This window comes from Agromyces sp. GXS1127 (genome assembly GCF_050565425.1).
Classification (GTDB): Bacteria; Actinomycetota; Actinomycetes; order Actinomycetales; family Microbacteriaceae; genus Agromyces.
In genome coordinates, this window is sequence record NZ_JBOCIG010000004.1 from 341,428 (window position 1) to 366,435 (window position 25,008).

21 protein-coding genes are annotated in these 25,008 nt (G+C 72.9%); 8 read left to right on the forward strand and 13 right to left on the reverse strand.

The genetic code is table 11. The annotated features are described in order from the left end of the window. Positions 1-55: 55 nt before the first annotated feature. Complete coding sequence (hrcA, locus tag ACQ393_RS09600; protein WP_430646597.1) at positions 56-1,075, reverse strand: heat-inducible transcriptional repressor HrcA; 1,020 nt, start codon at positions 1,073-1,075, stop codon at positions 56-58. Between the two features lie 204 nt (positions 1,076-1,279). On the opposite strand from hrcA, the gene ACQ393_RS09605 reads away from it, so the two are divergent. Continuing rightward, a complete protein-coding gene (locus ACQ393_RS09605; RefSeq protein WP_430646598.1) occupies positions 1,280-1,693 on the forward strand; it encodes a DUF4870 domain-containing protein in 414 nt (137 codons plus the stop codon). Positions 1,694-1,806: 113 nt separating this feature from the next. Next, the gene (locus tag ACQ393_RS09610) at positions 1,807-2,271 is read left to right on the forward strand and encodes a DUF4870 domain-containing protein (RefSeq protein ID WP_430646599.1); all 465 of its coding nucleotides are present in this window, start codon (positions 1,807-1,809) and stop codon (positions 2,269-2,271) included. A gap of 19 nt (positions 2,272-2,290) precedes the next feature. On the opposite strand, the gene hemW is transcribed toward ACQ393_RS09610, so the two are convergent. The 3 genes from hemW to lepA are packed head-to-tail and all read right to left on the reverse strand — an operon-like array spanning position 2,291 to position 6,041. Then, complete coding sequence (gene hemW, locus ACQ393_RS09615; protein WP_430646600.1) at positions 2,291-3,526, reverse strand: radical SAM family heme chaperone HemW; 1,236 nt, start codon at positions 3,524-3,526, stop codon at positions 2,291-2,293. Next, complete coding sequence (locus tag ACQ393_RS09620) at positions 3,526-4,176, reverse strand: DUF1990 family protein (RefSeq protein WP_430646601.1); 651 nt, start codon at positions 4,174-4,176, stop codon at positions 3,526-3,528. Before ACQ393_RS09620 ends, hemW begins: the two co-directional genes overlap by 1 nt. 8 nt (positions 4,177-4,184) lie before the next feature. Further along, a complete protein-coding gene (gene lepA, locus ACQ393_RS09625; RefSeq protein ID WP_430646602.1) occupies positions 4,185-6,041 on the reverse strand; it encodes a translation elongation factor 4 in 1,857 nt (618 codons plus the stop codon). A gap of 79 nt (positions 6,042-6,120) precedes the next feature. Between lepA and ACQ393_RS09630 the strand changes: the two genes are divergently transcribed. The 4 genes from ACQ393_RS09630 (at position 6,121) to rpsT (ending at position 9,177) form a co-directional block, all read left to right on the forward strand. Beyond that, positions 6,121-7,347 (forward strand): sensor histidine kinase, encoded by a 1,227-nt coding sequence (locus ACQ393_RS09630; protein ID WP_430646603.1) that lies wholly within the window; start codon positions 6,121-6,123, stop codon positions 7,345-7,347. Beyond that, positions 7,344-7,970, forward strand: coding sequence for a response regulator (locus ACQ393_RS09635; protein WP_430646604.1), 627 nt, complete (start codon positions 7,344-7,346; stop codon positions 7,968-7,970). Before ACQ393_RS09630 ends, ACQ393_RS09635 begins: the two co-directional genes overlap by 4 nt. Positions 7,971-7,973: 3 nt before the next feature. After that, complete coding sequence (locus ACQ393_RS09640; protein ID WP_430646605.1) at positions 7,974-8,756, forward strand: alpha/beta fold hydrolase; 783 nt, start codon at positions 7,974-7,976, stop codon at positions 8,754-8,756. A 160-nt stretch (positions 8,757-8,916) separates the two neighbouring features. Continuing rightward, the gene (rpsT, locus tag ACQ393_RS09645; RefSeq protein WP_129235614.1) at positions 8,917-9,177 is read left to right on the forward strand and encodes a 30S ribosomal protein S20; all 261 of its coding nucleotides are present in this window, start codon (positions 8,917-8,919) and stop codon (positions 9,175-9,177) included. A 148-nt stretch (positions 9,178-9,325) separates the two neighbouring features. Here the strand turns inward: rpsT and holA are convergent, their stop codons facing one another. The 9 genes from holA to ACQ393_RS09690 all read right to left on the reverse strand — a co-directional run bounded on the left by holA (position 9,326) and on the right by ACQ393_RS09690 (position 23,560). Next, the gene (gene holA, locus ACQ393_RS09650; RefSeq protein ID WP_430646606.1) at positions 9,326-10,342 is read right to left on the reverse strand and encodes a DNA polymerase III subunit delta; all 1,017 of its coding nucleotides are present in this window, start codon (positions 10,340-10,342) and stop codon (positions 9,326-9,328) included. Between the two features lie 28 nt (positions 10,343-10,370). Then, complete coding sequence (locus tag ACQ393_RS09655) at positions 10,371-12,776, reverse strand: ComEC/Rec2 family competence protein (RefSeq protein ID WP_430646607.1); 2,406 nt, start codon at positions 12,774-12,776, stop codon at positions 10,371-10,373. Beyond that, entirely contained in the window at positions 12,777-13,478 is a 702-nt protein-coding gene (locus tag ACQ393_RS09660; RefSeq protein WP_430646608.1) for a ComEA family DNA-binding protein, read from the reverse strand. A gap of 111 nt (positions 13,479-13,589) precedes the next feature. Then, positions 13,590-16,163 carry a leucine--tRNA ligase gene (gene leuS, locus ACQ393_RS09665; RefSeq protein ID WP_430646609.1) on the reverse strand — a complete coding sequence of 858 codons (2,574 nt, stop codon included), beginning with the start codon at positions 16,161-16,163 and terminating at the stop codon, positions 13,590-13,592. Positions 16,164-16,244: 81 nt separating this feature from the next. Continuing rightward, on the reverse strand, positions 16,245-17,759 hold the full coding sequence (pabB, locus tag ACQ393_RS09670) for an aminodeoxychorismate synthase component I (protein ID WP_430646610.1): 1,515 nt from the start codon (positions 17,757-17,759) through the stop codon (positions 16,245-16,247). Between the two features lie 9 nt (positions 17,760-17,768). Next, positions 17,769-19,490: a thiol reductant ABC exporter subunit CydC gene (cydC, locus tag ACQ393_RS09675; RefSeq protein WP_430646611.1), complete on the reverse strand. Its 1,722-nt coding sequence runs from the start codon at positions 19,488-19,490 to the stop codon at positions 17,769-17,771. After that, entirely contained in the window at positions 19,483-21,129 is a 1,647-nt protein-coding gene (gene cydD, locus ACQ393_RS09680; RefSeq protein WP_430646612.1) for a thiol reductant ABC exporter subunit CydD, read from the reverse strand. The genes cydC and cydD overlap by 8 nt, the downstream gene beginning before the upstream one ends. Position 21,130: 1 nt before the next feature. Continuing rightward, positions 21,131-22,135, reverse strand: a complete 1,005-nt coding sequence (gene cydB, locus ACQ393_RS09685; protein WP_430646613.1) for a cytochrome d ubiquinol oxidase subunit II — start codon at positions 22,133-22,135, stop codon at positions 21,131-21,133. Positions 22,136-22,147: 12 nt separating this feature from the next. Next, the gene (locus ACQ393_RS09690; RefSeq protein ID WP_430646614.1) at positions 22,148-23,560 is read right to left on the reverse strand and encodes a cytochrome ubiquinol oxidase subunit I; all 1,413 of its coding nucleotides are present in this window, start codon (positions 23,558-23,560) and stop codon (positions 22,148-22,150) included. 113 nt (positions 23,561-23,673) lie between these two features. Between ACQ393_RS09690 and ACQ393_RS09695 the strand changes: the two genes are divergently transcribed. Together ACQ393_RS09695 and ACQ393_RS09700 are read left to right on the forward strand one after the other, a co-directional pair. Further along, on the forward strand, positions 23,674-24,045 hold the full coding sequence (locus tag ACQ393_RS09695; protein WP_430646615.1) for a BlaI/MecI/CopY family transcriptional regulator: 372 nt from the start codon (positions 23,674-23,676) through the stop codon (positions 24,043-24,045). 1 nt (position 24,046) lies between these two features. Continuing rightward, entirely contained in the window at positions 24,047-24,970 is a 924-nt protein-coding gene (locus ACQ393_RS09700) for a M56 family metallopeptidase (RefSeq protein WP_430646616.1), read from the forward strand. The last annotated feature ends 38 nt before the right edge of the window (positions 24,971-25,008 follow it).

Sequence of the window (25,008 nt, forward strand, 5' to 3'; positions counted from 1 at the left end):
AGGCGGGTTCCTTTCGATTGCCGGTGACGGATGCCGCGTGGCGGCGCCGTGCGGTTCAGCTCTCGCCGAGCGTGCGGGAGAGGTAGCGGGCGACCGCGCGGACGGCGGCCATGCTCTGGGAGTAGTCCATGCGGGTGGGGCCGACGATGCCGAGCCGCGACACGTCGCGGCCGGGAACGGCGAACGACGTGGACACCACGGAGGTGTCGCCGAGCCCGTAGGCGGCGTTCTCGCGGCCGATGCGCACGGCGATGCCGTCGTCGGCGGCCATCTCGCCGAAGAGGCGGAGGATGACGACCTGCTCCTCGATCGCCTCCATGACGCCGAGGATGTTCCCTGCGAAGTCCTGTTCGGTGCGGACCAGGTTCGCGGCGCCAGCGACGACGAGCCGGTCGGCGCGCGTGATGTTCGCCTGGTCGGCGAGCGTCGCCGCGAGCGTGTGCAGCACCTCGGCGTGGGCGCGGTCGGCGTGCTCGGTCTCGGCGGACAGCGCCGCAGCGGCATCCGCCATCGTGAGGCCGGCGGCGACCTCGTTCAGCCGGTCGCGGAGGCGCGCGAGCGTGCCCTCGTCGACCGGTTGGTCGAGCTCGGCGAGACGCTGCTCGACCTGCCCGCTGTCGGAGATCAGGATGCAGAGCACGCGCGTCGGCGCGAGCGAGACGAGCTCGACGTGGCGCACGCGCGCCCGGGCGAAGCTCGGGTACTGCACGACGGCGAGCTGGCGGGTCAGCTGCGAGACGAGGCGGACCGTGCGGCCGAGCAGCTCGTCGAGGTCGTTGGACTCGCCGAGGAAGGTCTCGATCGCGTGCCGCTGGGTGGCCGAGAGCGGGCGGATGTCGGCCAGCCGGTCGACGAACACCCGGTAGCCCTTGTCGGTCGGGATCCGGCCCGAGGACGTGTGCGGGGCTGCGATCAGCTCCTCCTCCTCGAGGAGGGCCATGTCGTTGCGGATGGTCGCGGCCGAGACCCCGAAGTGATGGCGCTCGACGATCGTCTTCGAACCGACCGGCTCGCGCGACTCGACGTAGTCCTGCACGATCGCGCGGAGGACCGCGAGACTGCGTTCGGAGACCATGACCCTCGCTTCCCTCGACCGATCGGACCCGGACGACGCGTGCTTGGCACTCCGCCCACGTGACTGCTAATCATATCGCGGAAATCAGGGTCACCACCGTTGCCGCCCGGTCCGCCGCGCCGATAGCGTGTGCATCGTCCCGCACCCCGCACGGCCGCCCACGGCCGCGGCGAGTGCGCCTCCCCGTATCGAAAGGCTCCCGACATGACCGACTCCAACCTCCCGCCGCGTGATCCGAACGCCGCCCCGCAGCCGGCTTCCGCCGCTCCGCTCTCGCACGAGCAGGACGTGCAGTGGGGATCGTTCGCGCACCTCGGCGGCATCCTCGGCATCCTGCCGTCGCTCATCATCTGGCTCGTGTTCAAGGACCGCGGCTCGTTCACGAACACCGAGGGCAAGGAGGCGCTGAACTTCCAGATCACGCTCGTGCTCGCCACGATCGCCCTCTGGGTGCTGACCACGATCATCACCGTGGTGACCTTCGGGTTCGGCGCGTTCGTGGCCTTCCTGACCTACATCCCCTGGATCCTCGGCGTCGTCTTCTCGATCGTCGCGTTCCTCCAGGCCAAGGACGGCAACCACTACCGCTACCCCTTCGCGCTGCGCCTCATCAAGTAGCCGCGACGAGCCTTCCGACGCGCCGGTCGAGCCTCCCTCGACCGGCGCGTCGTCGTGTGCCAGCATGAGTGGACGTCCCCCGTTCCGGGCGCGATCACAGAGGAGCACGCATCATGTCCGACGCACCACCTCCCACCCCGCCCACGCCGCCCGCCGGCGGTCCGCCGCCGCCCCCGCCGGGCGGGCCGACGCCGCCGCCTCCGGGCGGGCCGACGCCGCCGCCCCCGGGCGACGCGTACCAGCAGAGCCAGTCGCTGAGCCCCGCCGACGAGAAGCTGTGGGCGACGCTCATCCACATCGGCGGCATCCTGTTCGGGTTCCTGCCCGCGCTGATCGGCTACCTGATCCTGAAGGACAAGGGCCCGTTCATCCGCGAGCACACCGCGACCGCGCTGAACTTCCAGATCACGCTGCTCATCGCGTACGTCGTCGGCTCGATCCTCACGTTCGTGATCATCGGCATCTTCATCCTGATCGCCGCCTGGATCGCGGCGATCGTGTTCGGCATCATCGCCGCGATCAAGGCGAACAACGGGGAGTACTACGTGTACCCCGTGGCCATCAAGTTCGTCAGCTGATCTCGGTACGCGCTCCGCGCTACTCGATCACCGTCTCGAGCAGGCGCCGCACCACGGCGTCCGCCAGCAACCGCCCTCGTCGGGTCAGCGTGAGCTTCCCGGCGAGGGCGGTTCGTGCGTCCACGAGCCCGTCGGCGATGAGACCGGCGACCGCCTGCCGACCGCCGGCGTGCAGGCTCGAGACCTCCATGCCCTCCCGGATGCGCGTCGCGAGGAGCACGCGCTCGGTCTCGCGGGTCGCATGGTCGAGGGTCTCCCGCCCGACCGCCGGCGAGATCCCGGACGCGAGGCGCTCCGCGTACGCCGCCGGATGCTTGGCGTTCCACCAGCGGACGCCGCCGACATGGCTGTGCGCACCCGGGCCGATGCCCCACCAGTCGTCGCCCCGCCAGTAGCCGAGGTTGTGCCGGGAGCGGTGCGCGGCATCCGTCGCCCAGTTCGAGACCTCGTACCACTCGTAGCCCGCCCGCCCGAGCAGGTCGTCGGCGAGCTCGTACATGTCCGCCTCGAGGTCCTCGTCGGGTGTCGCGAGCTCGCCCCGGCGGATCTGCCGAGCGAGCTTCGTGCCGTCCTCGACGATGAGCGCGTAGGCGCTCACGTGGTCGGGCCGCTCGGCCAGCACGGCCTCGAGGCTCGTGCGCCAGTCGGCGAGCGTCTCGCCGGGGGTGCCGTAGATGAGGTCGAGGCTCACGTCGAGTCCTGCCTTGCGCGCCCACCCGACGACGAGCGGGACCCGCGCCGGGTCGTGGGTCCGGTCGAGCGCGGCGAGGACGTGCGGCACGGCGGACTGCATGCCGAACGAGACGCGCGTGAAGCCGCCGTCCGCGAGCCGCCGCAGGTCGTCGGCGTCGACCGAGTCGGGGTTCGCCTCGGTCGTCACCTCGGCGCCGTCGGCGATGCCGAACGCGTCGCGCACGGCGTCGAGCATCCGGACGAGGTCGTTCGCCGGCAGCAGGGTCGGCGTGCCGCCGCCGAAGAAGACCGTCGACGCCGCGCGATCCGGGGCGCCGGATGTCTCGAGCACGTCCCGGGCGAACCGCGCCTCCGCCGCGGCCTGGTCGGCGAAGTCCTCCTGCCGGGCGCCGCGGAGCTCCCCCGACGTGTACGTGTTGAAGTCGCAGTAGCCGCAGCGCACGCGGCAGAACGGCACGTGCAGGTAGACCCCGAACGCGCGGGACGCGGCATCCGTCGTCGCACTCGCCGGCAGCAGGCCGTCAGCGGGCGCGGGATCGGCGAGCGGGAGGGGCCCCGCCATCAGACCGGGAAGGCGGGGTGCAGCGCTCGGAGCTCCCGCGTGGTGAGCTCGCGCCGGCGCCGCCGGACGAGCGGGCCGAACACGCGCCGCACGCCGCCGTTCGGCTCGAACGCCGAACGGATGGTGAGCCACACCGAGTCGTCGTCCCGGTGCTCGAGGATGAACGACTCCTCGCCGTTCTCCGACGCGTCGCCGGTCGTGCCGTACGCGAAGCCGATCCGGTTCGGCTCGTCGACGACGTACACGACGAGGACCGGCGTCGAGCGCGTGCGCAAGCGCCCGCGGCGCTGCAGCGTCGCCGTCATGCCCGCGCTGATGTACGGCGTGCCGTCGGGGCCGAAGCGCTGCTCGACGCGCGGCGTCGGCTGGTCAGCGAGGGGCGCGCCCGACTCGTCGTAGGCGATGCCGGTGTACTGCGCTCCCGTGCCGGGCGACGCGTCGACCACGGTGAACCCGGCACCCTGCTGGATGCCCCACGTCATGAGCGCCTCGGCCGAGGCCTCGAAGCGCTCGCGACCGGACCCCAGCCGTACCGAGTCCTCGGAGGGCGTGAAGCCCGCGGGCGGATAGCGCAGCAGGTCGGGGTCGAGCGTCGCGCCGATCGCGCCATAGGTGACGGACTGGTCGGTGAACGTGCTTCGCCGGGTCATCGCTCCCCCTACTTCTTGGCGTCCTTCTTCTCGGTCTCCCCGCTCAGCGCGGCGATGAACGCCTCCTGGGGCACCTCGACGCGGCCGACCATCTTCATGCGCTTCTTGCCCTCCTTCTGCTTCTCGAGCAGCTTGCGCTTGCGGGTGATGTCACCGCCGTAGCACTTCGCGAGGACGTCCTTGCGGATGGCGCGGATCGACTCGCGCGCGATGATGCGGGCGCCGATCGCGGCCTGGATCGGGACCTCGAACTGCTGTCGCGGGATGAGTTCGCGCAGGCGCCCGGTCATCAGCACGCCGTAGGCGTACGCCTTGTCGCGATGCACGATCGCGCTGAACGCGTCGACCTGCTCGCCCTGCAGCAGGATGTCGACCTTCACGAGGTCGGCGGCCTGGTCTCCCGCGGGCTCGTAGTCGAGCGACGCGTACCCGGCGGTCTTCGACTTGAGGTTGTCGAAGAAGTCGAACACGATCTCGCCGAGCGGCATGTTGTAGCGGATCTCGACGCGGTCCTCGCCGAGGTACTCCATGCCGAGCAGGGTGCCGCGACGCGACTGGCAGAGCTCCATGATCGTGCCGACGTAGTCCTTGGGGGCGAGGATCGCGGCCTTCACGATGGGCTCGCGGACCTCGGCGATCTTGCCGCCGGTCGGGAACTCGCTCGGGTTGGTGACCGTGACGGTCTTCTTGTCCTCGGTGGTCACCTCGTAGACCACGGACGGCGCGGTGGCGATGATGTCGAGGTCGAACTCGCGGCGAAGCCGCTCGGTGACGATTTCGAGGTGGAGCAGGCCGAGGAACCCGCAGCGGAAGCCGAAGCCGAGCGCGACCGACGTCTCGGGCTCGTACACGAGTGCGGCGTCGGAGAGCTTCAGCTTGTCGAGCGCCTCGCGGAGCTCGGGATAGTCGCTGCCGTCGATCGGGTAGAGCCCGGAGAAGACCATGGGCAGCGGCTCGGTGTACCCGGCGAGCGGCTCGGCCGCGGGCTTCGCCGCGCTCGTGACGGTGTCGCCGACCTTGGACTGCCGGACGTCCTTCACGCCCGTGATGAGGTAGCCGACCTCGCCGACGCCGAGCCCCTTCGTAGGCGTCGGCTCAGGCGCGCTCACGCCGATCTCCAGGATGTCGTGCGTCGCCTTCGTCGACATCATCTGGATCCGCTCGCGCGGGTTCAGCTGGCCGTCGACCATGCGGACGTACGTCACGACGCCGCGGTAGCTGTCGTAGACCGAGTCGAAGATCATCGCCCGCGCCGGCGCGTCGGCGTCGCCCGTCGGGGCAGGGATGCGCTCGACGACGCGGTCGAGCAGGTCTTCCACCCCCATGCCGGTCTTGCCCGACACGCGGAGCACGTCGTCGGGCGAGCCGCCGATGAGGTCGGCGAGCTCGCGCGCGTACTTCTCCGGCTCGGCCGCCGGCAGGTCGATCTTGTTCAGCACGGGGATGATCTCGAGGTCGTTCTCGAGGGCGAGGTAGAGGTTCGCGAGGGTCTGCGCCTCGATGCCCTGCGCGGCATCGACCAGCAGGATCGCGCCCTCGCAGGCCGCGAGCGACCGGGACACCTCGTAGCTGAAGTCGACGTGGCCGGGGGTGTCGATCATGTTGAGCGCGTAGCCCGTGCCGCCGAGCTCCCACGGCATGCGCACGGCCTGGCTCTTGATCGTGATGCCGCGCTCGCGCTCGATGTCCATGCGGTCGAGGTACTGCGCGCGCATGTCGCGGTCGGCGACGACGCCCGTGATCTGCAGCATGCGGTCGGCCAGCGTCGACTTGCCGTGGTCGATGTGCGCGATGATGCAGAAGTTGCGGATCAGCGCGGGATCGGTGGCGGCGGGCACCGGTGGGTGGGCGGCTCTCGGAGACATCCCGTCGATTCTCCCATGCGGGCGATCCCACTTTCGACGGATGCCGCCCGGAGGCCCCCGCACTACGCTGAGTCGCACCATGACCGTGCTCGATGCCCCACTCGTCGGACGGGTCCAGCCGTCCGCGCTCCGACCCGTCTTCGTCTCCCTGCGGGTCGGCCTCCACGTCCTCGTCGTCGGCCTGACGGTCTTCGTGCTCGCCCGGGCGGTCATCGTCGGCGGCGAGCAGCTCGTCGCGATCGCGATCCTCTCGATCGCCTTCATCGGCGCCTACCTCGTCGGGGTCGTGACGGCGCACTCCGTCGTGACGCCGTGGATGCGAGCCGCGTGGCTGGTCATCCTGCTGGGGCTCTGGCTCGGCCTCAGCGCCCTGACCCCGGATGCCGCCTTCCTGGCGTTCCCGCTGTTCTTCCTCGAGCTGCACGTCCTGCCCGCCCGCTGGGCGGTGCCGCTCGTCGGCGTGACCTTCCTCATCAGCGTGTGGAGCTCCACGTCGCAGCTCGGCTTGGAGGTCGGCAGCGTGCTCGGCCCCCTGATCTCCGCGGGCGTCGCGGTCATCATCGGGCTCGGCTACCGCGCCATGGCGGTCGAGACGCGCGAGCGGCAGTCGCTGATCCTCGACCTGCTCGCGACGCGGGAGGAGCTCGCCGCGGCGAGCCGCGAGGCCGGCACGCTCGCGGAGCGCGAGCGCATCGCCCGCGAGATCCACGACACCGTCGCGCAGGGCCTGTCGAGCATCCAGATGCTGCTGCACGCCGCCGAGCGCGACATCGCCGACGCGGGCACGCGCGACAAGCTGCGCCTGGCACGCGAGACGGCCGCCGACAACCTGCAGGAGACACGGCGCTTCATCCGCGAGCTCACTCCCCCGGCGCTCGACGAGCAGACGCTGCCCGGCGCGCTCCGCCGACTGGCGGACGCCACGAACGAGCAGGCGACGCAGTCGGGCACGCGCACGCGGATCGCGTTCTCGATGAGCGGCGACCCCGTCGCGCTGCCCATGTCGATCGAGGCGACGCTCCTGCGCATCGCCCAGGGGTCGCTGTCGAACGTCGTGAAGCACGCCGACGCCGGCCGTGCCGAGCTCACCCTCACCTACCTGGGCGACGAGGTCGCGCTCGACGTGGTGGACGACGGCGTCGGGTTCGACCCCTCCGTGCTCTCGGGCGCCGACGAGTCGGCGCCCTCGTTCGGGCTGCGCGCCATCCGCCGCCGTGCGGAGAGCCTCGGCGGCACGGTCGACGTGGAGTCGACGCCCGGGGGCGGCACCGCGCTCTCCGTGCGCATCCCGGTGGTGCCGGCATGATCCGGCTCCTGCTCAGCGATGACCACCCCATCGTGCGCGCGGGCATGCGCGCGCTGCTCGAGGCGGAGGAGGACCTGCACGTCGTGGGTGAGGCGTCCAGCGCCGAGGAGGCCGTCCGGCTCGCCGCCGAGCCCGGCATCGACCTCGTCCTCATGGACCTCCAGTTCCCGGGCGCCCTCCAGGGGGTCGACGCGACCCGCCGCATCCGGTCGCAGCCGGACGCCCCGCGCGTGCTCGTGCTCACGAACTACGACACCGACGCCGACATCCTCGGCGCCATCGAGGCTGGCGCGAGCGGGTACCTCCTGAAGGACGCCCCGCCGAACGAGCTCGTCGCCGCGATCCGGGCCGCCGCGGCGGGCGAATCGGCACTCGCACCGGCCGTCGCCTCACGGCTCGACGAGTCGCAGCGCGCGGCCGACCAGCGGCTGACGGTGCGCGAGGCCGAGGTGCTCGCACTCGTCGCCGTCGGCCGCACCAACCGGGAGATCGGCCAGTCGCTGTTCCTCAGCGAGGCGACCGTGAAATCCCACCTCGTGCACATCTTCACCAAGCTGGGCGTGGGCTCCCGCACCGCCGCCGTGGCGCGGGCGCGCGAGCTCGGGGCCATCCGGGCGGGCTGACGGATGCCGCGCGCACGAGTGGTGCTCGTCCACGGCATCCGCACGTCGGCGACGATGTGGCGCGGCCAGCTGGCGCGCTTGGCCCGCCACGACCTCGACGTCGTCGCGGTCGACCTGCCCGGCCACGGCGCCCGGCTCGGCGATCGGTTCGCCCTCGAGGACGCCATGGCGACCATCGGGGAGGCCCTCGGCGGACCGGTGCGGGGTGTGCCGCGCCTGCTCGTGGGCCTGAGCCTCGGCGGCTACCTCTCCATCGAGTTCGCGGCGCGGCATCCGGACGCCCTCGAGGGGCTCGTCGCCGCCTCGTGCGGAACCCGGCCGCGCGGCGTCGGCCTGCACGGCTACCTGCGCCTCGCCGACGCGATCGGGCGCCTGCCCGACCGGGGCCTGGCCCTCAACGACCGGATGGCGCGGCTCTTCCTCCCGGCTGACGCGGTCGACGACATCATCGCGGGCGGCGTCGCGCTCGACGTCATGCGGCCCGCGATCAGCGCGGTCCGGGAACTCGACCTCGAGGCCTCGATCGCGGCGATCGAGGTGCCGATCTGGTTCGTCAACGGTCGTCTCGATCACTTCCGGCTCGAGGAACGACGGATGCTGCGGGCCGCCGCCGACGCCCGGCTCGTGCACATCGAGGGCGCCACCCACCTCGTGAGCCTCGCCCGGCCCGACGCCTTCACCGCCGCCGTGCTCGGCGCGGTCGCCGAACTCGAGCTCCGCGAACTGCGGCGCACCGCCGCGCCACCGGCCCCTGCCGCTCCGATGCCCGCGTCGGCACCCCGCTGACGGGTCCGGCGCCATCCGGCGCTTTGGTGCCGCACGGGCGTTGCTGGTATCGTTGCCTGTTGGCTTGCGTGTGGGTCCCACCCCGCACGATGCGCCGCGACGGCCCCTCTACCGATTGCGGCAACTCCGGTACCCGCAGAACACACGAAAGACGAACCACGTGGCAAACATCAAGTCGCAGATCAAGCGCATCCGCACCAACCTGAAGGCGCAGGAGCGCAACAAGGCCGTGAAGAGCGAGCTCAAGACCGTCATCACCGCCACCCGCAAGGCCGTCGCCGAGGGCGACAAGGAGAAGGCGACCGCCGCCCTCCGCGTCGCGACCCGCAAGCTCGACAAGGCCGTGAGCAAGGGCGTGATCCACAAGAACCAGGCCGCGAACCGCAAGTCGGCCATCGCGAAGCAGGTCGCCGCGCTCTGATCCGAGTGTCGTTCGAGGGCCCCGTACCGGATGGTGCGGGGCCCTCGTCGTTCCCGGGGTGGGCGGTCCCGGGCGGGCGTCCCGGGCGGACGCTCCCGGGGCGCGTTCCCGGGAGCGGGCGTTCCTGGTCAGGCGTACCCGGCCGAGGTCAGGCGAGGGCGCGACCGCGTGCGGCGATGATGCCGACGAGTCGCTCGAGGGCGAAGACCGGGTCGCGCTCGGCGCCCTTCACGGCGGCATCGGCGGCGGCGAGCGCCTGCACCGCCGCGCCGAGGCCCTCGTCGCTCCAGCCGCCGAGATCACGGCGGGCGCGGTCGACCTGCCACGGGGCGAGGCCCAGCGACGAGGCGGACGCGCCGCGGGAGCCCGCGACCTTGGCCATCGTCCGGATCTTCATCGCGAACGCGGCGACGATCGGCACCGGGTCGGCACCGGAGTCGAGGGCGTGGCGCAGCGCGATGAGTGCGTCGCCGTGCCGCCCTGCGATCGCGGCGTCGGCGACCTCGAACGCGTTGGTCTCGACGCGGCCGCCGTAGTACTGCCGGACGGTCGCCTCGTCGATGTCGCCGGGAGCGTCGGCGATGAGCTGGCGGCACGCGGCGGCGAGCTCGCCGAGGTCGTCGCTGAAGGCGCCGACGAGCGCGCGCAGCGCCGCGGGCGCGATCCGCCGGCCCGAGAGGCGGAACTCGGCCGCCGCGAACTCCTGCTTGTCGGCGTCGCGCTTGAGCTCGGCGCAGACCACCTCGATCCCGCCGCCCTCGCCGCCGCGGAGCGCGTCGAGGAGCTTCTTGCCACGGTTGCCGCCGCGATGGCGGAGCACCACGGTCGTGCCCTCGGCGGGCGCGGCGAGGTACTCGAGCGCGTCGAGCAGGAACTCGTCGCTCGACTTCTCGACGCCGGTGACGCGGATGAGGCGCGGCTCGCCGAAGAGCGACGGGCTCGCGAGCGTGAGGAGGGTGCCGCGCGTGTAGCCGTCGGCCTCGAGGTCGCTGACCTCGAGCGACGGGTCCTCGGAGCGGAGCGTCTCGCGCAGCATGGTGAGCGCGCGCTCCGCGAGCACGTCCTCTCCGCCGGAGACGAGCACGATCGGCGCCGGCCGGACCTCGCTCCACCCCAGCTGCGGGATCGTGGTCGTCGACCTGCGGGTGCCCGGACGTGCCGCCACGGCTCTCCTTCCGTCGTGCCGTTCCAGTCTACGGAGCCTCGGCGACACCCGCGGCCCGCTCGCTCCACAGCTCGAACCCGCCCGGCACGGCCCGGAGTGCCGACGCTCCGGAGAGATCGCTGCGGACGGCCGCCGTGCGTGCATCCCGGAGCAGGTCGAGCAGTCCCGCGGTCGGGTGCCCGTAGCCGTTGTCCGCGCCCACGCCGATCAGGCCGACGGATGCCGCGAGCTCGCCGTAGAGCTCGGCGCTCTGGTCGGCGCTGCCGTGATGCGCGACCTTCACCAGGTCGACCCGGCCGAGGTCCGTCGTGCGCCGCAGCGCGTCCTGCGCCTCACGGCCGAGGTCGCCGAGCAGGAGCGCCCGGTAGTCGGGGGTCACGAGGTCGAGCACGACGCTCGCGTCGTTGCCGGGCACGGCGCCGGGGCGCGGCCACATCACGCGCCACCTGCCATCGCCGATCGCACCGGCGGAGCCCGCCGCGACCTCCGCGTGCGCGGCGCCGCCCGCGACGAGCGGGTCGAGCGCCCGCGCGGAGCGCGCTCCGTCGAGCGGGCCGTGGAGGACGCTCGCCACGCGCCCGGCGAGCGCCGGGGTGCCGGCCACGTGGTCGGCGTCCCAGTGGGTGAGGACGAGGAGGTCGATCCGCTCGACCCCGGCGCCCGACAGGCAGCGCTCGAGCGCGACAGGGTCGGGGCCGGCGTCGACGAGGAGCACCGCGTCGCCGATGCGGACGAGGACCGCGTCCCCCTGCCCGACGTCGCACTGCCAGACGTCCCAGTCGCTCGGTCGTGATGCGCTCGCGACCATCGGCGGGCCCGCGGCGAGGCCGATCGGAATCCCCAGGCTCAGGCAGAGCACGGCCGTCGCGGCGCGCCGCACCACTCGCGGACGGGCGCCGGACGGCGCCCGCCCGCCGATCGCGAGCACGAGGCCCGCGGCGATGGCGACCGCCGCGAGCGTCGCCCCCGGCACGTCGGCGGGCCAGGGCACGCTCGTGAGCGGCATCCGCTCGACCCCGCGGGCGAGGAGCGCGATCCAGGCCGCGGGCACCCACGCCACCTGCAGCGCAGCGACGCCCGCGGACGGGAGCAGTGGGAGCAGCAGGCACCCGACGAGCCCGGACATCGTCGCGATCGGCGCCGCGGGGGCGGCGAGGAGGTTGGCCGGCACGCCGTACACGGGGATCACCGGCTCGAGGAGCACGAGGACGGGCTGGCAGGCGAGCTGGGCGGCCAGCGGGATCGCGACGACCGCGGCGAGCGGGCGCGGCATCCACCTCGCGAGCGCGCGCGCCAGCGGTCCCGACAGCAGGACGAGGCCGGCCGTCGCGCACGCGGACAGCGCGAACCCGGCGTCGGCCGAGTACCACGGATCGATCGCGAGCAGCGCGATCACCGCGAGGCCGAGCGCCGGCGTCCCGCCGGCGGCACGAGCGGTGGCGCAGGAGGCGAGCACGACCACCGCCATGACGGACGCGCGGACGACGCTCGCCTCGGGGGTCACGAGCGCGACGAACGCCCCCAGCGCGACGAGGGCGGCGACCACGCGCGCCGCACGCGGGAGCCCGGCGATCCCGGCCGCCCAGAACGCCGCGGCCGTGATGATCGCGCAGTTCGCGCCCGAGACGGCGGTGAGGTGCGTGAGGGACGCGGTCGTCATCGCGGCCTGCAGCTCCTCGGAGACCCGCGAGGTGTCGCCGATCGCGAGGCCCGGCACGAGCGCGCCGCCGTCCCCGCCCAGGCGAGCGGATGCCTCGGCGAGCTGCTCGCGGAGCGGATGCGTCCAGGCGAGCCAGGGCGACGCCGGCGCCGATCCGACGATCGCGCTGGCCGTCAGGCGGAAGGCGCTCCGCGACGCGGACGGCAGCTCGGCCAGCCGCCCCTCCACGACGACCGTCGACCCGAATCCGAGCGCGACGCCCGTGTCGGGGAACGAGAGGTCGAGCCGGACCGCTCCTCCGGCGATGGCGATCGCTCGCGCATCGGAGGCGTCGGACAGCTCGACGAGGGTGGCCGCCGCACGGAGTCGCCCCTCGTCCGACCAGGGTCCGGGGCTCGTCCGACGCGGCGCGGCATCGAGTCGCACGGTCGCCCGGACGACCTCGCGCGAGGCCGCCGCGGACGCGACGGCCTCAGGCGATCGCCGCTCGAGCGCCGACCAGACGGAGCCGGCGACGAGGCCTCCGGCGGTCGAGGCGAGGAGCACCGCAGCAACCGCCGGCCGAAGGTCGTGCCTCGACCGCCCCGAGGCCGGGCCGTCGGCGCCTCGAGCACGGAGCAGCACGGCGACGACGAGCGCCGCACCGGCCACGCCCCAGCACGCGGCGGGCACGACCCACGGCGCCACGCCGGCGCCGGGCGCCGTCGTGGCGGCCCACGCGGCGGCCCACGCCGCGACGGCGGGCGGAAGCAGGCGGAGGTCGTGTCCGTGCACTCAGAGGCTCACGAGGTCCACGAGCCCGGAGTACACGGCGTCGCCGATGCCGGACACCTCCATCAGCTGGGAGACGTCGGTGAACGGGCCGTTCGACTCGCGCCAGTCGATGATGCGCTGCGCGAGTGCGGGTCCGATCCGTGGCAGCGTGTCGAGCGCCGCGACATCCGCCCGGTTGATGCTCACCCGACCTCCGTCGGCCGTGCCACCGGTGCCGGAGGCGACGGCTCCGGCGGGCGGCGGCGGCACCTCGCCCTCGCGAGGCACGACGAGCTGCTCACCGTCGACGAGGAGCCGAGCCAGGTTCACGCCCGCCGGATCGGCGTCGGCCGCGAGTCCGCCGGCGGCCGCGATCGCGTCGACGACGCGCGCCCCGACCGCGAGCTCGACGATGCCGGGCTCGGCGACCGCGCCCAGCACGTGGACGAGGAGCGCCGGCGTCGCGACCGGTCCGGCGGCGCCGGGGTCGGGGGCGCCCGCACCAGTGTCGCCGGCGGCGGCCGCAACGCCGTCGACGGTTCGCACGATGTCGCCCTGGACTCCCCCACCGCCCGAGCCGAACGAGAGCAGCGCCGAGACCGCGACCGCCGCGAGGAAGAGCACCACGGCCGCGCCGACCGCCACGCGAGACCTCGGCCGGGCCCGCCCTCCCGCGATCGCGGTGAGCGGGTCACGCGGCTCCGCACGGCGTTCGTCGGTCACGTCGCGACGCTACGGGGCGGCGGCGGCCGCCCCGGGCCTCGCGCGGGCGCGAGCACCCGCCGACCGAGGCCGCCGTCATGTGGAGGACGGCTCGCCGGCCGGAGTCGCGGATTACCCGCGCGTGGCGATGTTGACGAGCTTCGGCGCCCGCACGATCACGTTGACGATCTCGCGGTCGCCGACCGAGCGGGTCACCGCCGCCGACGCGCGCGCGAGCGCCTCGAGCTCGTCGGCGCCGATCTTCGGCGAGACCTCGAGGCGATCGCGCACCTTGCCGTCGACCTGCACGATCGCCGTGACCGACTCCTCCACGAGGAGCGCGGGGTCGGCCTTGCGCCACGCGACGTTCGCCACGGTCGGCTCGTAGCCGAGCCGCTCCCACATGTCCTCGGCCGTGTAGGGCGCGAACAGGTCGAGGATCATCGCCGTGACCTCGGCCGCCTCGCGCACCGCCGCGTCACCCGCCCCGGGACCCGAGTCGATCGCCTTGCGGGTGGCGTTCACGAGTTCCATGAGCCGCGCGACGATGACGTTGAACTTGAACGACTCCGCCAGGCCGGGCGCGTCGGCGAGCAGACGGTGCGTCACGCGACGGAGCGCCGCGTCGCCCGACTTCCACTCGACGTCGGGGCTCGAGGTGACCTCGCCCGAGATGCGCCAGGCGCGGGCGAGGAACTTCGCGGCGCCGACCGGCGAGACGTCCGCCCAGTCGATGTCGTCCTCCGGCGGACCGGCGAAGGCCATGGTCACGCGCAGCGCGTCGGCACCGTGCGCCGAGAGCTCGGACGCGAACTCGACCAGGTTGCCCTTCGACTTGGACATCTTGGTGCCGTCCATGATGACCATGCCCTGGTTGAGCAGGGACGTGAACGGCTCGGTGAATCCGAGGTAGCCGAGGTCGAAGAGCACCTTCGTCACGAAGCGCGAGTAGAGCAGGTGCAGGATGGCGTGCTCGACGCCGCCGACGTACTGGTCGACGGGCATCCACTTCTCGGCCTCGGCCGGGTCGAACGCCTTCGCGTCGTCGGTCGGGTCGAGGTAGCGCAGGTAGTACCACGAGCTGTCGACGAACGTGTCCATGGTGTCCGAGTCGCGGCGCGCCTCGCGACCGCACTGCGGGCAGGCGACCCGCGCCCACTCCTCGGCCGCCCCGAGCGGGCTCGCGCCCTTCGGGCTGAGGTCCAGCCCCGCGGCATCCGGAAGCCGCACCGGCAGGTCGGCCTCGGGGACCGGCACCTCGCCGCAGTGCTCGCAGTGGATGATCGGGATCGGCGTGCCCCAGTAGCGCTGTCGGGAGATGAGCCAGTCGCGGAGGCGGAAGTTCTTGGCCGCGCGCCCGACGCCCCGCTCCTCGAGGATCTCGATCGCGCGCCGGATGGCGTTGGACTTGCTGAGCCCGTTGAGCGGACCCGAGTTCATGAGGCGACCCTCGCCGGCCAGCGCCGTGCCCGTGCTCGCCGGGTCGAGCGGGGGCAGGTCGTCGAGCGGCAGCGGCACGCCGTGCTCGTCGACCGGGATCACGGGGATCACGCCCGTGACCGGCGCGTTCGTGTCGACCACGACGCGTACCGGCAGCTCGAAGGCGCGGGCGAAGTCGAGGTCGCGCTGGTCGTGGGCGGGGACCGCCATGATCGCGCCGTGCCCGTAGTCGGCGAGGACGTAGTCGGCCGCCCAGATCGGCAGGCGCTCCCCGTTCAGCGGGTTGGTCGCGTACCGCTCGAGGAAGACGCCGGTCTTCGGCCGGTCGGTCGAGAGCCGGTCGATGTCGCTCTCGGCGCGCACCGACTCCATGTAGTCCTCGAAGCGCGTCCGGACCTCGTCGGAGGCGCCGGCCGCGAGCTCCTCGGCCAGCGCCGAGTCGGGCGCGACGACCATGAAGGTGGCGCCGTAGAGCGTGTCGGGACGCGTCGTGAAGACCGTCACGGGCTCGTCGCGGCCCTCGATCGCGAAGTCGACGTCGGCGCCCGAGGATCGGCCGATCCAGTTGCGCTGCATGGTGAGGACCTTGTTCGGCCACTTGCCCTCGAGCTGGTTGAGGTCGTCGAGCAGGCGATCGGCGTAGTCGGTGACGCGGAAGTACCACTGCGTCAGCGCCTTCTTCGTCACGAGGAACCCGCAGCGCTCGCAGTGCCCGTCGACGACCTGCTCGTTGGCGAGCACCGTCTGGTCGTTCGGGCACCAGTTGACCTGGCCGTCCTTGCGGTAGGCGATGCCCTTCTCGTACAGCTTCAGGAACAGCCACTGGTTCCACTTGTAGTACTCGGGGTCGCTCGTGTGCAGCTCGCGGGACCAGTCGAACGACGGCGCGTACTGCTTGAACGAGCGCTTCTGCTGCTCGATGTTCGCGTACGTCCACGCCTTCGGGTCGGCGCCGCGCTTGATCGCCGCGTTCTCCGCGGGCAGGCCGAACGAGTCCCAGCCGATCGGGTGCAGCACGTCGAAGCCCTGGTGCCGCCAGTAGCGGGCCGCGGCGTCGCCGAAGCCGAACGCCTCGGCGTGGCCCATGTGCAGGTCCCCCGACGGGTACGGGAACATGTCGAGGATGTACTTGCGGGGGCGCGTGTCCCCCGGCTTCGCCGCGCGGAACGGCTCGAGCTCCTCCCACACCGGAAGCCACTTCGCCTGGATCGTCGCGAAGTCGTAGGTGCCTGCCTCGGCCTGGGTGGTGTCCTGCTCGTGTGCCACGTGACTCTCAATCGTGATGCGCGGGGGGTCGGGCGAGTCGCCCGGATGCGGGCGCGCGCGACGGGCGCCCGGGGACCAAGCCTACTCAATGCCCGGAGGCGTGCGTCGGGCGTTCGCGTCGGGCGCAGCGGCGGCACGGTCGCCGTCGGTGCCACCCGTCCAGGCGCCCGGCGCCTCGCCGCCGAGCGCCGCGATGAGCGCCCGCGCCTTGATGCGGGTCTCCTCGACCTCCTCGTCGGGATCGGAGAGCGCCGTGATCCCGCCGCCCGTGCCGATCGACGCCCCGTCGGGCGTCAGCACGATCGAGCGGATCACCATCGCGAGGTCCGCGGTGCCGTCCACCCCGAGGCATCCGAACGCCCCCGAGTACACCCCGCGGGGCCCGCGTTCGAGCCCGTGCAGGATCGACATGGCCGACAGCTTCGGCGCGCCCGTCATCGACCCGGCCGGGAAGGCCGAGCGCACGGCGTCGAGGGCGGTGAGCGGATGCCGCAGCCGCGCCGTGACCGTCGAGACGAGCTGGTGCACGTGCGGGTACTCCTCGACCTCGAGCAGGTGCGGCACCCGGACGGTGCCGAGCTCGGCGATGCGACCGAGGTCGTTGCGCATGAGGTCGACGATCATGAGGTTCTCCGCGCGCTCCTTCTCGCTCGCGTGGAGTTCGGCGCGGAGCGCGGCATCCGTCGCCGGATCTGCCGATCTCGGACGCGTGCCCTTCATGGGCTTCGTCGCGACCGTGCCGTCGGGCTCGACGAGGAGGAACTGCTCGGGCGACGCGCTGAGGAGGGCCACGTCGTCGATCCGGACGAATCCGCCGTGGTGGCTCGGGCTCGAGGCGCGGAGCGCGAGGTAGGCGGCGACCGGGTCGGGACGCACGTCGACGTCGACCCGGTTGGTGAGGCACAGCTGGTAGGCGTCGCCGCGCATGATCGCGGCCCGGCACTCGGCGATCATGCGGCGGTACTCGTCGGGCGAGTGGCGCCATCGGGTCGGGGCGGGTGCGCGGCGCGGGTCATCGGCCGCGACCTCGAGGGTCGAGGCGGCCGCGGTCGGGGCGGCGCCCTCGGCGGCGGGTGCATCGAGCGGGTCGATGTGCGGCTCCGTCCGCGCGATCGCCGCAGCCGTCTCCTGCACCCACTCGTCGGTTCCCGCCGCGGCCCGGTCGTCGTCCTCGATCCACTCGAGTCGGATGCGACGAGCGTCGTGCTCGAACACGATCACGCGGTCGGCGAGGAAGAACGCGACCTCGGGCGTGGCGGCGACCGCGGACGGGACGCCGAGCGTGCGCCCGCCGAACTCGTACCCGAACCAGCCGTGCCAGCCGACGGCCGCACGACGGCCCGACCGATCGGGTTCGGGTTCGAGGCCGCCGACCTGCTCGGCCAGCGCGGCGTAGACCGCGTCCGGCTCGGCGTCGGCGCCCGCGCGAACCACCGGTGCGTCGCCATCGGCCACCGCGATCACGCTGCGACCCGTCGTCGCGTCGTCGCCGCCGTCGAGCCACGCCACGCGTGGCGCGTGCGCCGCCAGCGCGGCGAACACGTCGGCCGGGCTGCGCCACGAGGGCAGCGCGAGACTCCGGATCCGACGCGGCATCCCCCAAGCCTAGGACTGCGCCGGCCGCATCCGGACCTCGCGGTCGACGAGGCCGGCAGGCGCCCCCGTATGCGAGATCAGCAGCACCGACCGCGCGTCGCCGGCGGCCGCGCCGAGCAGGTCTCGGAGCAGCGCGTCGGCCTGTTGCGGGTCGACGCTCGCCGTCGGCTCGTCGAGCACGAGCACCGGGAAGTCCGCGAGCATCGCCCGCGCCAGCGCCATCCGCTGCGCCTGGCCGCCGGAGACGAGCACGCCGCGCTCGCCGACGCGGGCATCGAGCCCCCCGCGCTCCGCCGCCCAGGGCCCGAGGCCGACGCGATCGAGCACCTCCAGCAGTTCTGCATCGGTCGCCGTGTCGCGCGCGAAGGCCAGGTTCTGGCGCAGGTCCTCGTCGAAGAGCCACGGGCGCTGCTCGACGAGGCCGACCACGCGCCGCACCGCGCTCGGATCGAGGTCGCGCGCCTCGACGCCGTCCAACCGGTAGGACCCGCCGTACTCGAGGAACCGGACGAGCACGTGCGCGAGCGTCGTCTTGCCCGCGCCCGACGGCCCGGTGACGAGCAGTCGCTCCCCCGGTTCGAGGTCGAGATCGAACGGCGCGAGCGAGGGTCGGGCGGATGCCTCGGCGGCATCCCGCACGTCGTCGACCGCGATCGCGGGCCAGCGCGCGCTCGCCCCGCGCAGGCTGATCGAGGGGACCCGCCGCCCGGCTCGCGACGCGGCCTCCGATGCCTCGCCGTGGGCACCGGACCACCGCGCCGGGATCTCCGCCGGGACGGCCGCCGAGACCGCATCGGCCACCCGGCGCGCGCTCGCCCGCACCACGCGGAGCGAGCCCACGGCCACGGGGATCGCGGCGGCGACCTCGGCGATCGCGAGCGGAACGAGGCAGAGCACGGCGAACGTCGGGCCGTCGATGCGCCCGCCCTCCAGGAGCGGCTGCGCCGCGCCGAGGCTCGCCGCCGCCGCGAAGGCACCCACGGCGCTCATCGCGGCCGCCGCGAGCCCCACCGCCGACGCACGGGCCCGGGTCGCGCGTTCGAGCCGACGGCCGAGCGACCGGATCCTCCGGCGACCGGCGTCGGCCGCGTCGTACGCGACGAGCACGTCGAGAGCCTGCACGTGCTCGACGATCGCCGCCTGCAGCTCGCCGCGGAGCGGCGCGAGCCGTTCGTCCGCGCGCGCGGCGAGCAGTGCCTGCGCGACCACGGCGCCGCCGACGCCGAGCACGAGGACCACGCCGACGGCTGCCGCGGCGCCGGGCGCGAGCCATGCGAGGCCCGCGAGTGCCGCGGCGAGCACCACGATCGCGCTGGCGACCGGCTGCACGATCCGGAGCGACACGTGCTGCAGCTCGTCGACGTCGACCACGAACCGCGAGAGGAGATCGCCGCGCCGCGAGGAGGCGAGCCCGTCGGGCGCGAGCGGCAGCATGCGTTCGAAGACCCCGACCCGGATGTCGGCGAGCTGGCGGAAGGCGGCGTCGTGGCCGGCGAGCCGCTCGAGGTACCGGAACACCGCCCGCCCGATCGCGAAGGCGCGCACACCGACCACGCCGAGCGAGAGGAACAGGATCGGCGGCTGCTCGGCGGCGCGTGCGATGAGCCACGCACTGGCGGCGAGCAGCGCGACGCTCGAGAGGCCGGCGAGCGCCCCGAGCAGCACCGACGGCAGGAGGCGGCGCAGCGGCGGGACGGCCTGCCGGAGGACGGAACGGGAACGGTCAGGCACGGACGACCTCCGGGATCCGGACGACGCGATCGGCCGCGTCGCCCAGTCCGCCCCGGTGCGTCGTGACGATCACGATCCGGCCTGACCGGGCGAGCTCCCGGAGCGCTGCGGCCATCGCGCGCTCGCGGTCGGGGTCGAGCGCCGACGTGGGCTCGTCGAGGAGGACGAGCGGCGCGTCGGTCGCGAGTGCACGATGGACGGCCCGCGCGACGGCGACACGCTGCGCCTGCCCGCCGGAGAGCCCCGCACCGGAGGGGCCGAGGCGCATCGACGCATCGACATCGACGCCCCCCACGGCGATCGCCCGCGCGAGCACGTCCGGATCGGCATCCTCCGAGCCGAGGCGGATGTTCTCCGCGACCGTGCCCTCCACGAGCTGCGGCGACTGCCCAGCCCAGGCGACGAGCCGGCGCGTCCCGGAGCCGAGCGCGACCCCGTCGAGCGCGAGCTGGCCCGTGCGGTCGGCGAAGCCGAGCATCGCGGCGAGCACCGAGGACTTCCCCGACCCGCTCGCGCCGGTCAGTGCGACGAGCTCGCCGCGCGCGGCGTCGAGGTCGAGCGGCGCGGAGACGGGCGCCCCGTCCCGGAGCACGACGAGGTCGCGGACATGCAGGCCCTTCCCCGCGTCCAATGCGCTCCGGCCGGCGTCGACGGATGCCGCGGCATCCGTCCGCGGCTCCGACGCACCCGCCGTCGCGCCGTCGAGCAGGTCGAGCGCATCCCGGGAGGCCTCGAGCCCCGCCGTCGCGGAGTGGAACGCGGCGCCGACGTTCCGCACGGGCAGGAAGACGTCGGGCGCGAGGATCAGCACGAAGAGGCCGGGCGCGAACGACATGTCGCCGGCGACCAGCCGCAGCCCGATCGAGACCGCGACGAGCGCGACCGAGAGGCTCCCGGCGAGTTCGAGCGTGAACCCGGAGAGGAAGGTCACCCGCAGCACCTTCATCGTGCTCGACCGATAGTCGTCGGTCACGGTGCGGATCCGACGCGCCTGCCGCTCGGCGCGGCCGAACACCATGAGCGTCGAGAGCCCGCCGAGCACCTCGAGGAACCCGCGGGAGAGCGCCTGCAGTCGGTCCCACTGGCGCCGCTGCACGACCTCGGTCGCCATGCCGATGAGCGCCATGAAGACCGGGATGAGCGGCAGCACGATGACGAGGATCAGGCCGGAGACCCAGTCGGCGGCCCAGACGGCCACGACGAGCACCGGCGTCGCGATCGCCGTCAGCACGAGCTGCGGAAGGTAGCGCCCGAAGTACTCGTCGAGCGCGTCGAGCCCCGGGCCCAGCAGCGTCGCGGCGCGCGCGGTCGACACGCCCCGCCGCCCGGTCCGGTCCTCGAGTCGAGCCAGCAGTGCGTCGCGCAGCTCGGCCTTGACGCGCATCGCCCCAGCGGAGCCCAACCATTCCCACAACCAGCCCGAGAGCGCGCGAACGGATGCCGCGGCCAGCAGCACGAGCACGATCGTGCTCGCGCCGCCCGGCAGCGGGCCCTCGATCAGGCCGACGACGAGGGTGGACAGGGCCCAGGCGAACGCGACGGTCGAGCCCGCCTGGAGCAGCGCGAGCGCGCCGCCCGCGGCCATGAACCCGCGCGCGGCGCGCGAGCGCCCGAGCAGCCTCGGATCGAGGGGTCGCACGTCAGTGCGCCGCGGCGTCGATCGTCTGCCGCGTCACGCGCTTGCGGAACACCCAGTAGGTCCAGCCCTGGTAGGCGAGGATCAGCGGCAGGAAGATCAGCGCCGTCCAGCTCATGACGGTCAGGGTGTACGGCGTGCTCGACGCGTTCTCGATCGTGAGGCTGTTCGCGGGGTCGTTCGAGGCGGGCATGACGTCCGGGAACAGCGCCGCGAACAGCGCGAGCACGGCCGCGCCGATGGTCACGGCCATGAGCGTGAACGCGACCCGCTCGGTTCCGCGGCCGTTCGCGAGCCACGAGCCGACCAGCGCCAGCGCCGCGACGGCCGCCAGGCCCCAGAACCACGCCGTGCCGTGCGCGAGGCCGGTCCACACCAGGAACGACGCCGCGACCACGATCGTGACGGCGCCGGCGCGCGCCGCGAGGCGGCGGGCACGATGACGGATGTCGCCGTCGGTCTTGAGCGCGACGAACACCGCGCCGTGCGTGAAGAACAGCAGCAGCGTCGTGAGGCCGCCGAGCAGGGCGTACGGGTTCAGCAGGTCGAACAACGTTCCCGTGTAGTTGTGGTCGGCGTCGAGCGGCACGCCCTGGACGATGTTCGCGAACGCGACGCCCCAGAGGAGCGCCGGCACGGCCGAGCCGACGATGATCATCCAGTCGAAGCGTCGCTTCCACGCGGCTTCGGGCCGCTGGTGGCGGTACTCGAACGAGACGCCGCGGGCGATGAGCGCCAGCAGGATGAGCAGCAGCGCGAGGTAGAACCCGGAGAAGAGGGTCGCGTACCACTCGGGGAACGCCGCGAACAGGGCCGCGCCGGCGACGATGACCCACGTCTCGTTGAGGTCCCACACGGGGCCGATGGTGTTGATGAGCACCCGGCGATCGGTGTCGTCCCTCCCGAGGAAGGGCAGCGACATCCCGACGCCGAAGTCGAAGCCGTCGAGCACGAAGTAGCCGACGAAGAAGGCGGCGACGATCCAGAACCAGAGCACTGCGAGATCCATGTCCGTCTCCTCCTAGTAGACCGTTGCCGCGTGTTCGACCTCACCCGTCTCCGGGTCGGGCGGCGCGACCTCGGGCGGGCCTGTCCGCACTGCCCGGATGATGAGCTTCACCTCGACGACGGCCAGGATGCCGTAGATCAGCGTGAAGGCGGTGAGGGAGATCAGCACGTCGAGGCCCGTGACGTTCGGCGAGACCGCCGACTCGGTGGGCAGGAGGCTGAACACGATCCACGGCTGCCGTCCCATCTCGGTGAAGACCCAGCCGACGATCATCGCGGCGAGCGAGAGCGGGAAGCTCCAGACGGCGACGGTCCAGATCCAGCGCTGCCGCGGCATCCGGCCCTTGCGGGTCAGCCACAGGCCGACGAGCGCGACCAGCACGTGCAGCATGCCGAGGCCGATCATCCAGCGGAAGGCCCAGTAGGTGACCCAGATGATCGGCGTGTAGTCGCCCGGGCCGTACAGCTCCGTGTACTCCGCCTGCAGGTCGTTGATGCCCTCGACGCAGCCGTCGAGCGAGTGCGTCGAGAGCAGTGAGAGCAGGTACGGCACGCGGATGGAGAACAGCTCGCTGCTGCCGTCCGGCGTGCCGAGCGTGAACAGCGAGAAGGAGGCGTCCGCGCCGCAGACCGAGTCGTAGGTCGCCTCGGCGGCCGCCATCTTCATGGGCTGCGTGGCGACCATCGCGAGGCTCAGCTGGTCGCCGAAGAACGTGGTGAGTGCGCCGGCGATCAACATGCCCCAGAGACCGAACTTCAGCGCGGGCCGCATGGTGTCGAGGTGCTGGTTGCGCGCCAGGTGCCAGGCGGCGGCGCTGATGATCAGGCCGGAGCTCACCATGAAGCACGCGGCGATCGTGTGCGGGAACGCGGCCAGGGCGACCGGGTTGGTCAGGAGCGCCCAGATGTCGACGAGCTCGGCCCGCCCGCGCTCGACGTTCATCTCGTAGCCGACCGGGTTCTGCATGAACGCGTTGGCGGCGATGATGAAGTACGCGGAGAGGATGGTGCCGATCGCCGTCGCCCAGATGGTGGCGAGGTGCAGCTTCTGCGGGAGGCGGTTCCAGCCGAAGATCCAGAGGCCGATGAACGTGGCCTCGAGGAAGAACGCGAGCAGACCCTCGAGCGCGAGGGGCGCGCCGAACACGTCGCCCACGAACCGGGAGTACTCCGACCAGTTCATGCCGAACTGGAACTCCTGCACGATGCCCGTGACGACGCCCATCGCGAAGTTGATGAGGAAGATCGTGCCGAAGAACCGCGTGATGCGGAGGAACTCGGCCTTTCCCGTGCGGACCCACGCGGTCTGGAAGATCGCCGCGGAGGTGGCGAGTCCGATCGTGATCGGGACGAAGAGGAAGTGGTAGACCGTCGTGAGACCGAACTGCCACCTGGCGAGCAGGAGCGGATCGAGCAACTCGTTCACTGTGCGGGGCCCCTTTCATGGGAACGATCGGCGACGAGATTCTTCTACAGAGCGTAGAGCATTTTTTCTACGCTATGTAGAACCCAGGCCCTCGTGCGCGGTATCCTCGACATATGGCAGGTCTCGGAGAGTTGGAGCGTTCCGTCATGGAGCAGCTCTGGGTGACCGATTCCGCGCTCACCGCCAATGAGTTGCGCGACCGACTCGCCCTCGTGTCGGCGCCCGGCAGGGCGCCTGCGACGACCACGGTCCTCACCGTCCTCTCGCGCCTCGAGCGCAAGGGCTTCGTCGGGCGGAGCCGCGACACCAGGCCGCATCGCTACGCGGCCCTGCTCTCCCGCGCGGAGCACACCGCCGAACTCATGCACGAGGTCCTCTCCGCGTCGTCCGACCGCGACGCCGCCCTCGCGCGGTTCGTCGGAACCGTGAGCGACGGCGAGGCGAACACCCTGCGACGCCTGCTCGACGACCTCGTGCGCCACTGACGTGATCGCCGTCGCCGCGGCGCTCGGCGCCCTCGCACTGGCGCTCGCCTGGCCGGTCCCCGTCGCGCTCGCGCGGGCGGAATGGCCGAGCCGCTCGCCCGCCACCGCGCTGGTGCTCTGGCAGGGCATCGCGCTCGGCGGCGGCCTCGCGATGATCGGCTCGCTCCTCGCCTTCGCCGCCGCTCCCGGCGGCTCGCTCCTCAGGGCTGCGACCGACCTCCTCCCGGCCGTGTTCCAGGGCCCGATCCCGGCCGCGTACGCGGTCGTGCAGATCGCCGCCTTCACGCTCGCCGTGGGGCTCGCGGTGCACCTCGCGCTGAACCTCGTCACGACCGCCGTGCGCGCCGAACGAGCGCGGCGCCGCCTGCACCACCTCGTCGACCTCCTCGCCGAGCCGGCGGATGCCTCGGGCGCCCGCGTGCTCTCCCACCCCGTCCCGGTCGCGTACTGCATCCCCGGCATCCGGACCGCCACCGTGGTCACCGAGGGACTCGTGGAGCTGCTCGACGAGGCTGAACTGCGATCGGTGCTCGCGCACGAGCGCGCGCACCTGGACCAGCTCCACCACCTCGTGCTGCTCTCGTTCCGGGCCTGGCACGCGGCGCTGCCGTGGTTCCCGATCGCCAACCGCGCCGAACGCGCGGTCGCCGTCCTGACCGAGATGCTCGCCGACGACGCCGCGCGTCGACGCGCCGGGGCCGACCCGCTCCGCCACGCACTCGAACGGCTCGGCGCGGTCGCCGAGCCGGGTCCCTACGCCGAGGCCGGCGGCGTCGCACCCGACGGCGAGATGCTCGCGGCGCGCCTCGAGCGGCTGACGCAGCCGGTCCCCCCGCTGCCCGGCACGGCCCGCGCCGCGGGATGGGCGGCGGCTGCGGCGCTGGTCTCACTGCCCGTGGGACTGCTCGCGGCCGTGGCGGCCTGACGCGGACCCCACCCCGCACGGCGACGGCCGCCCCCGGT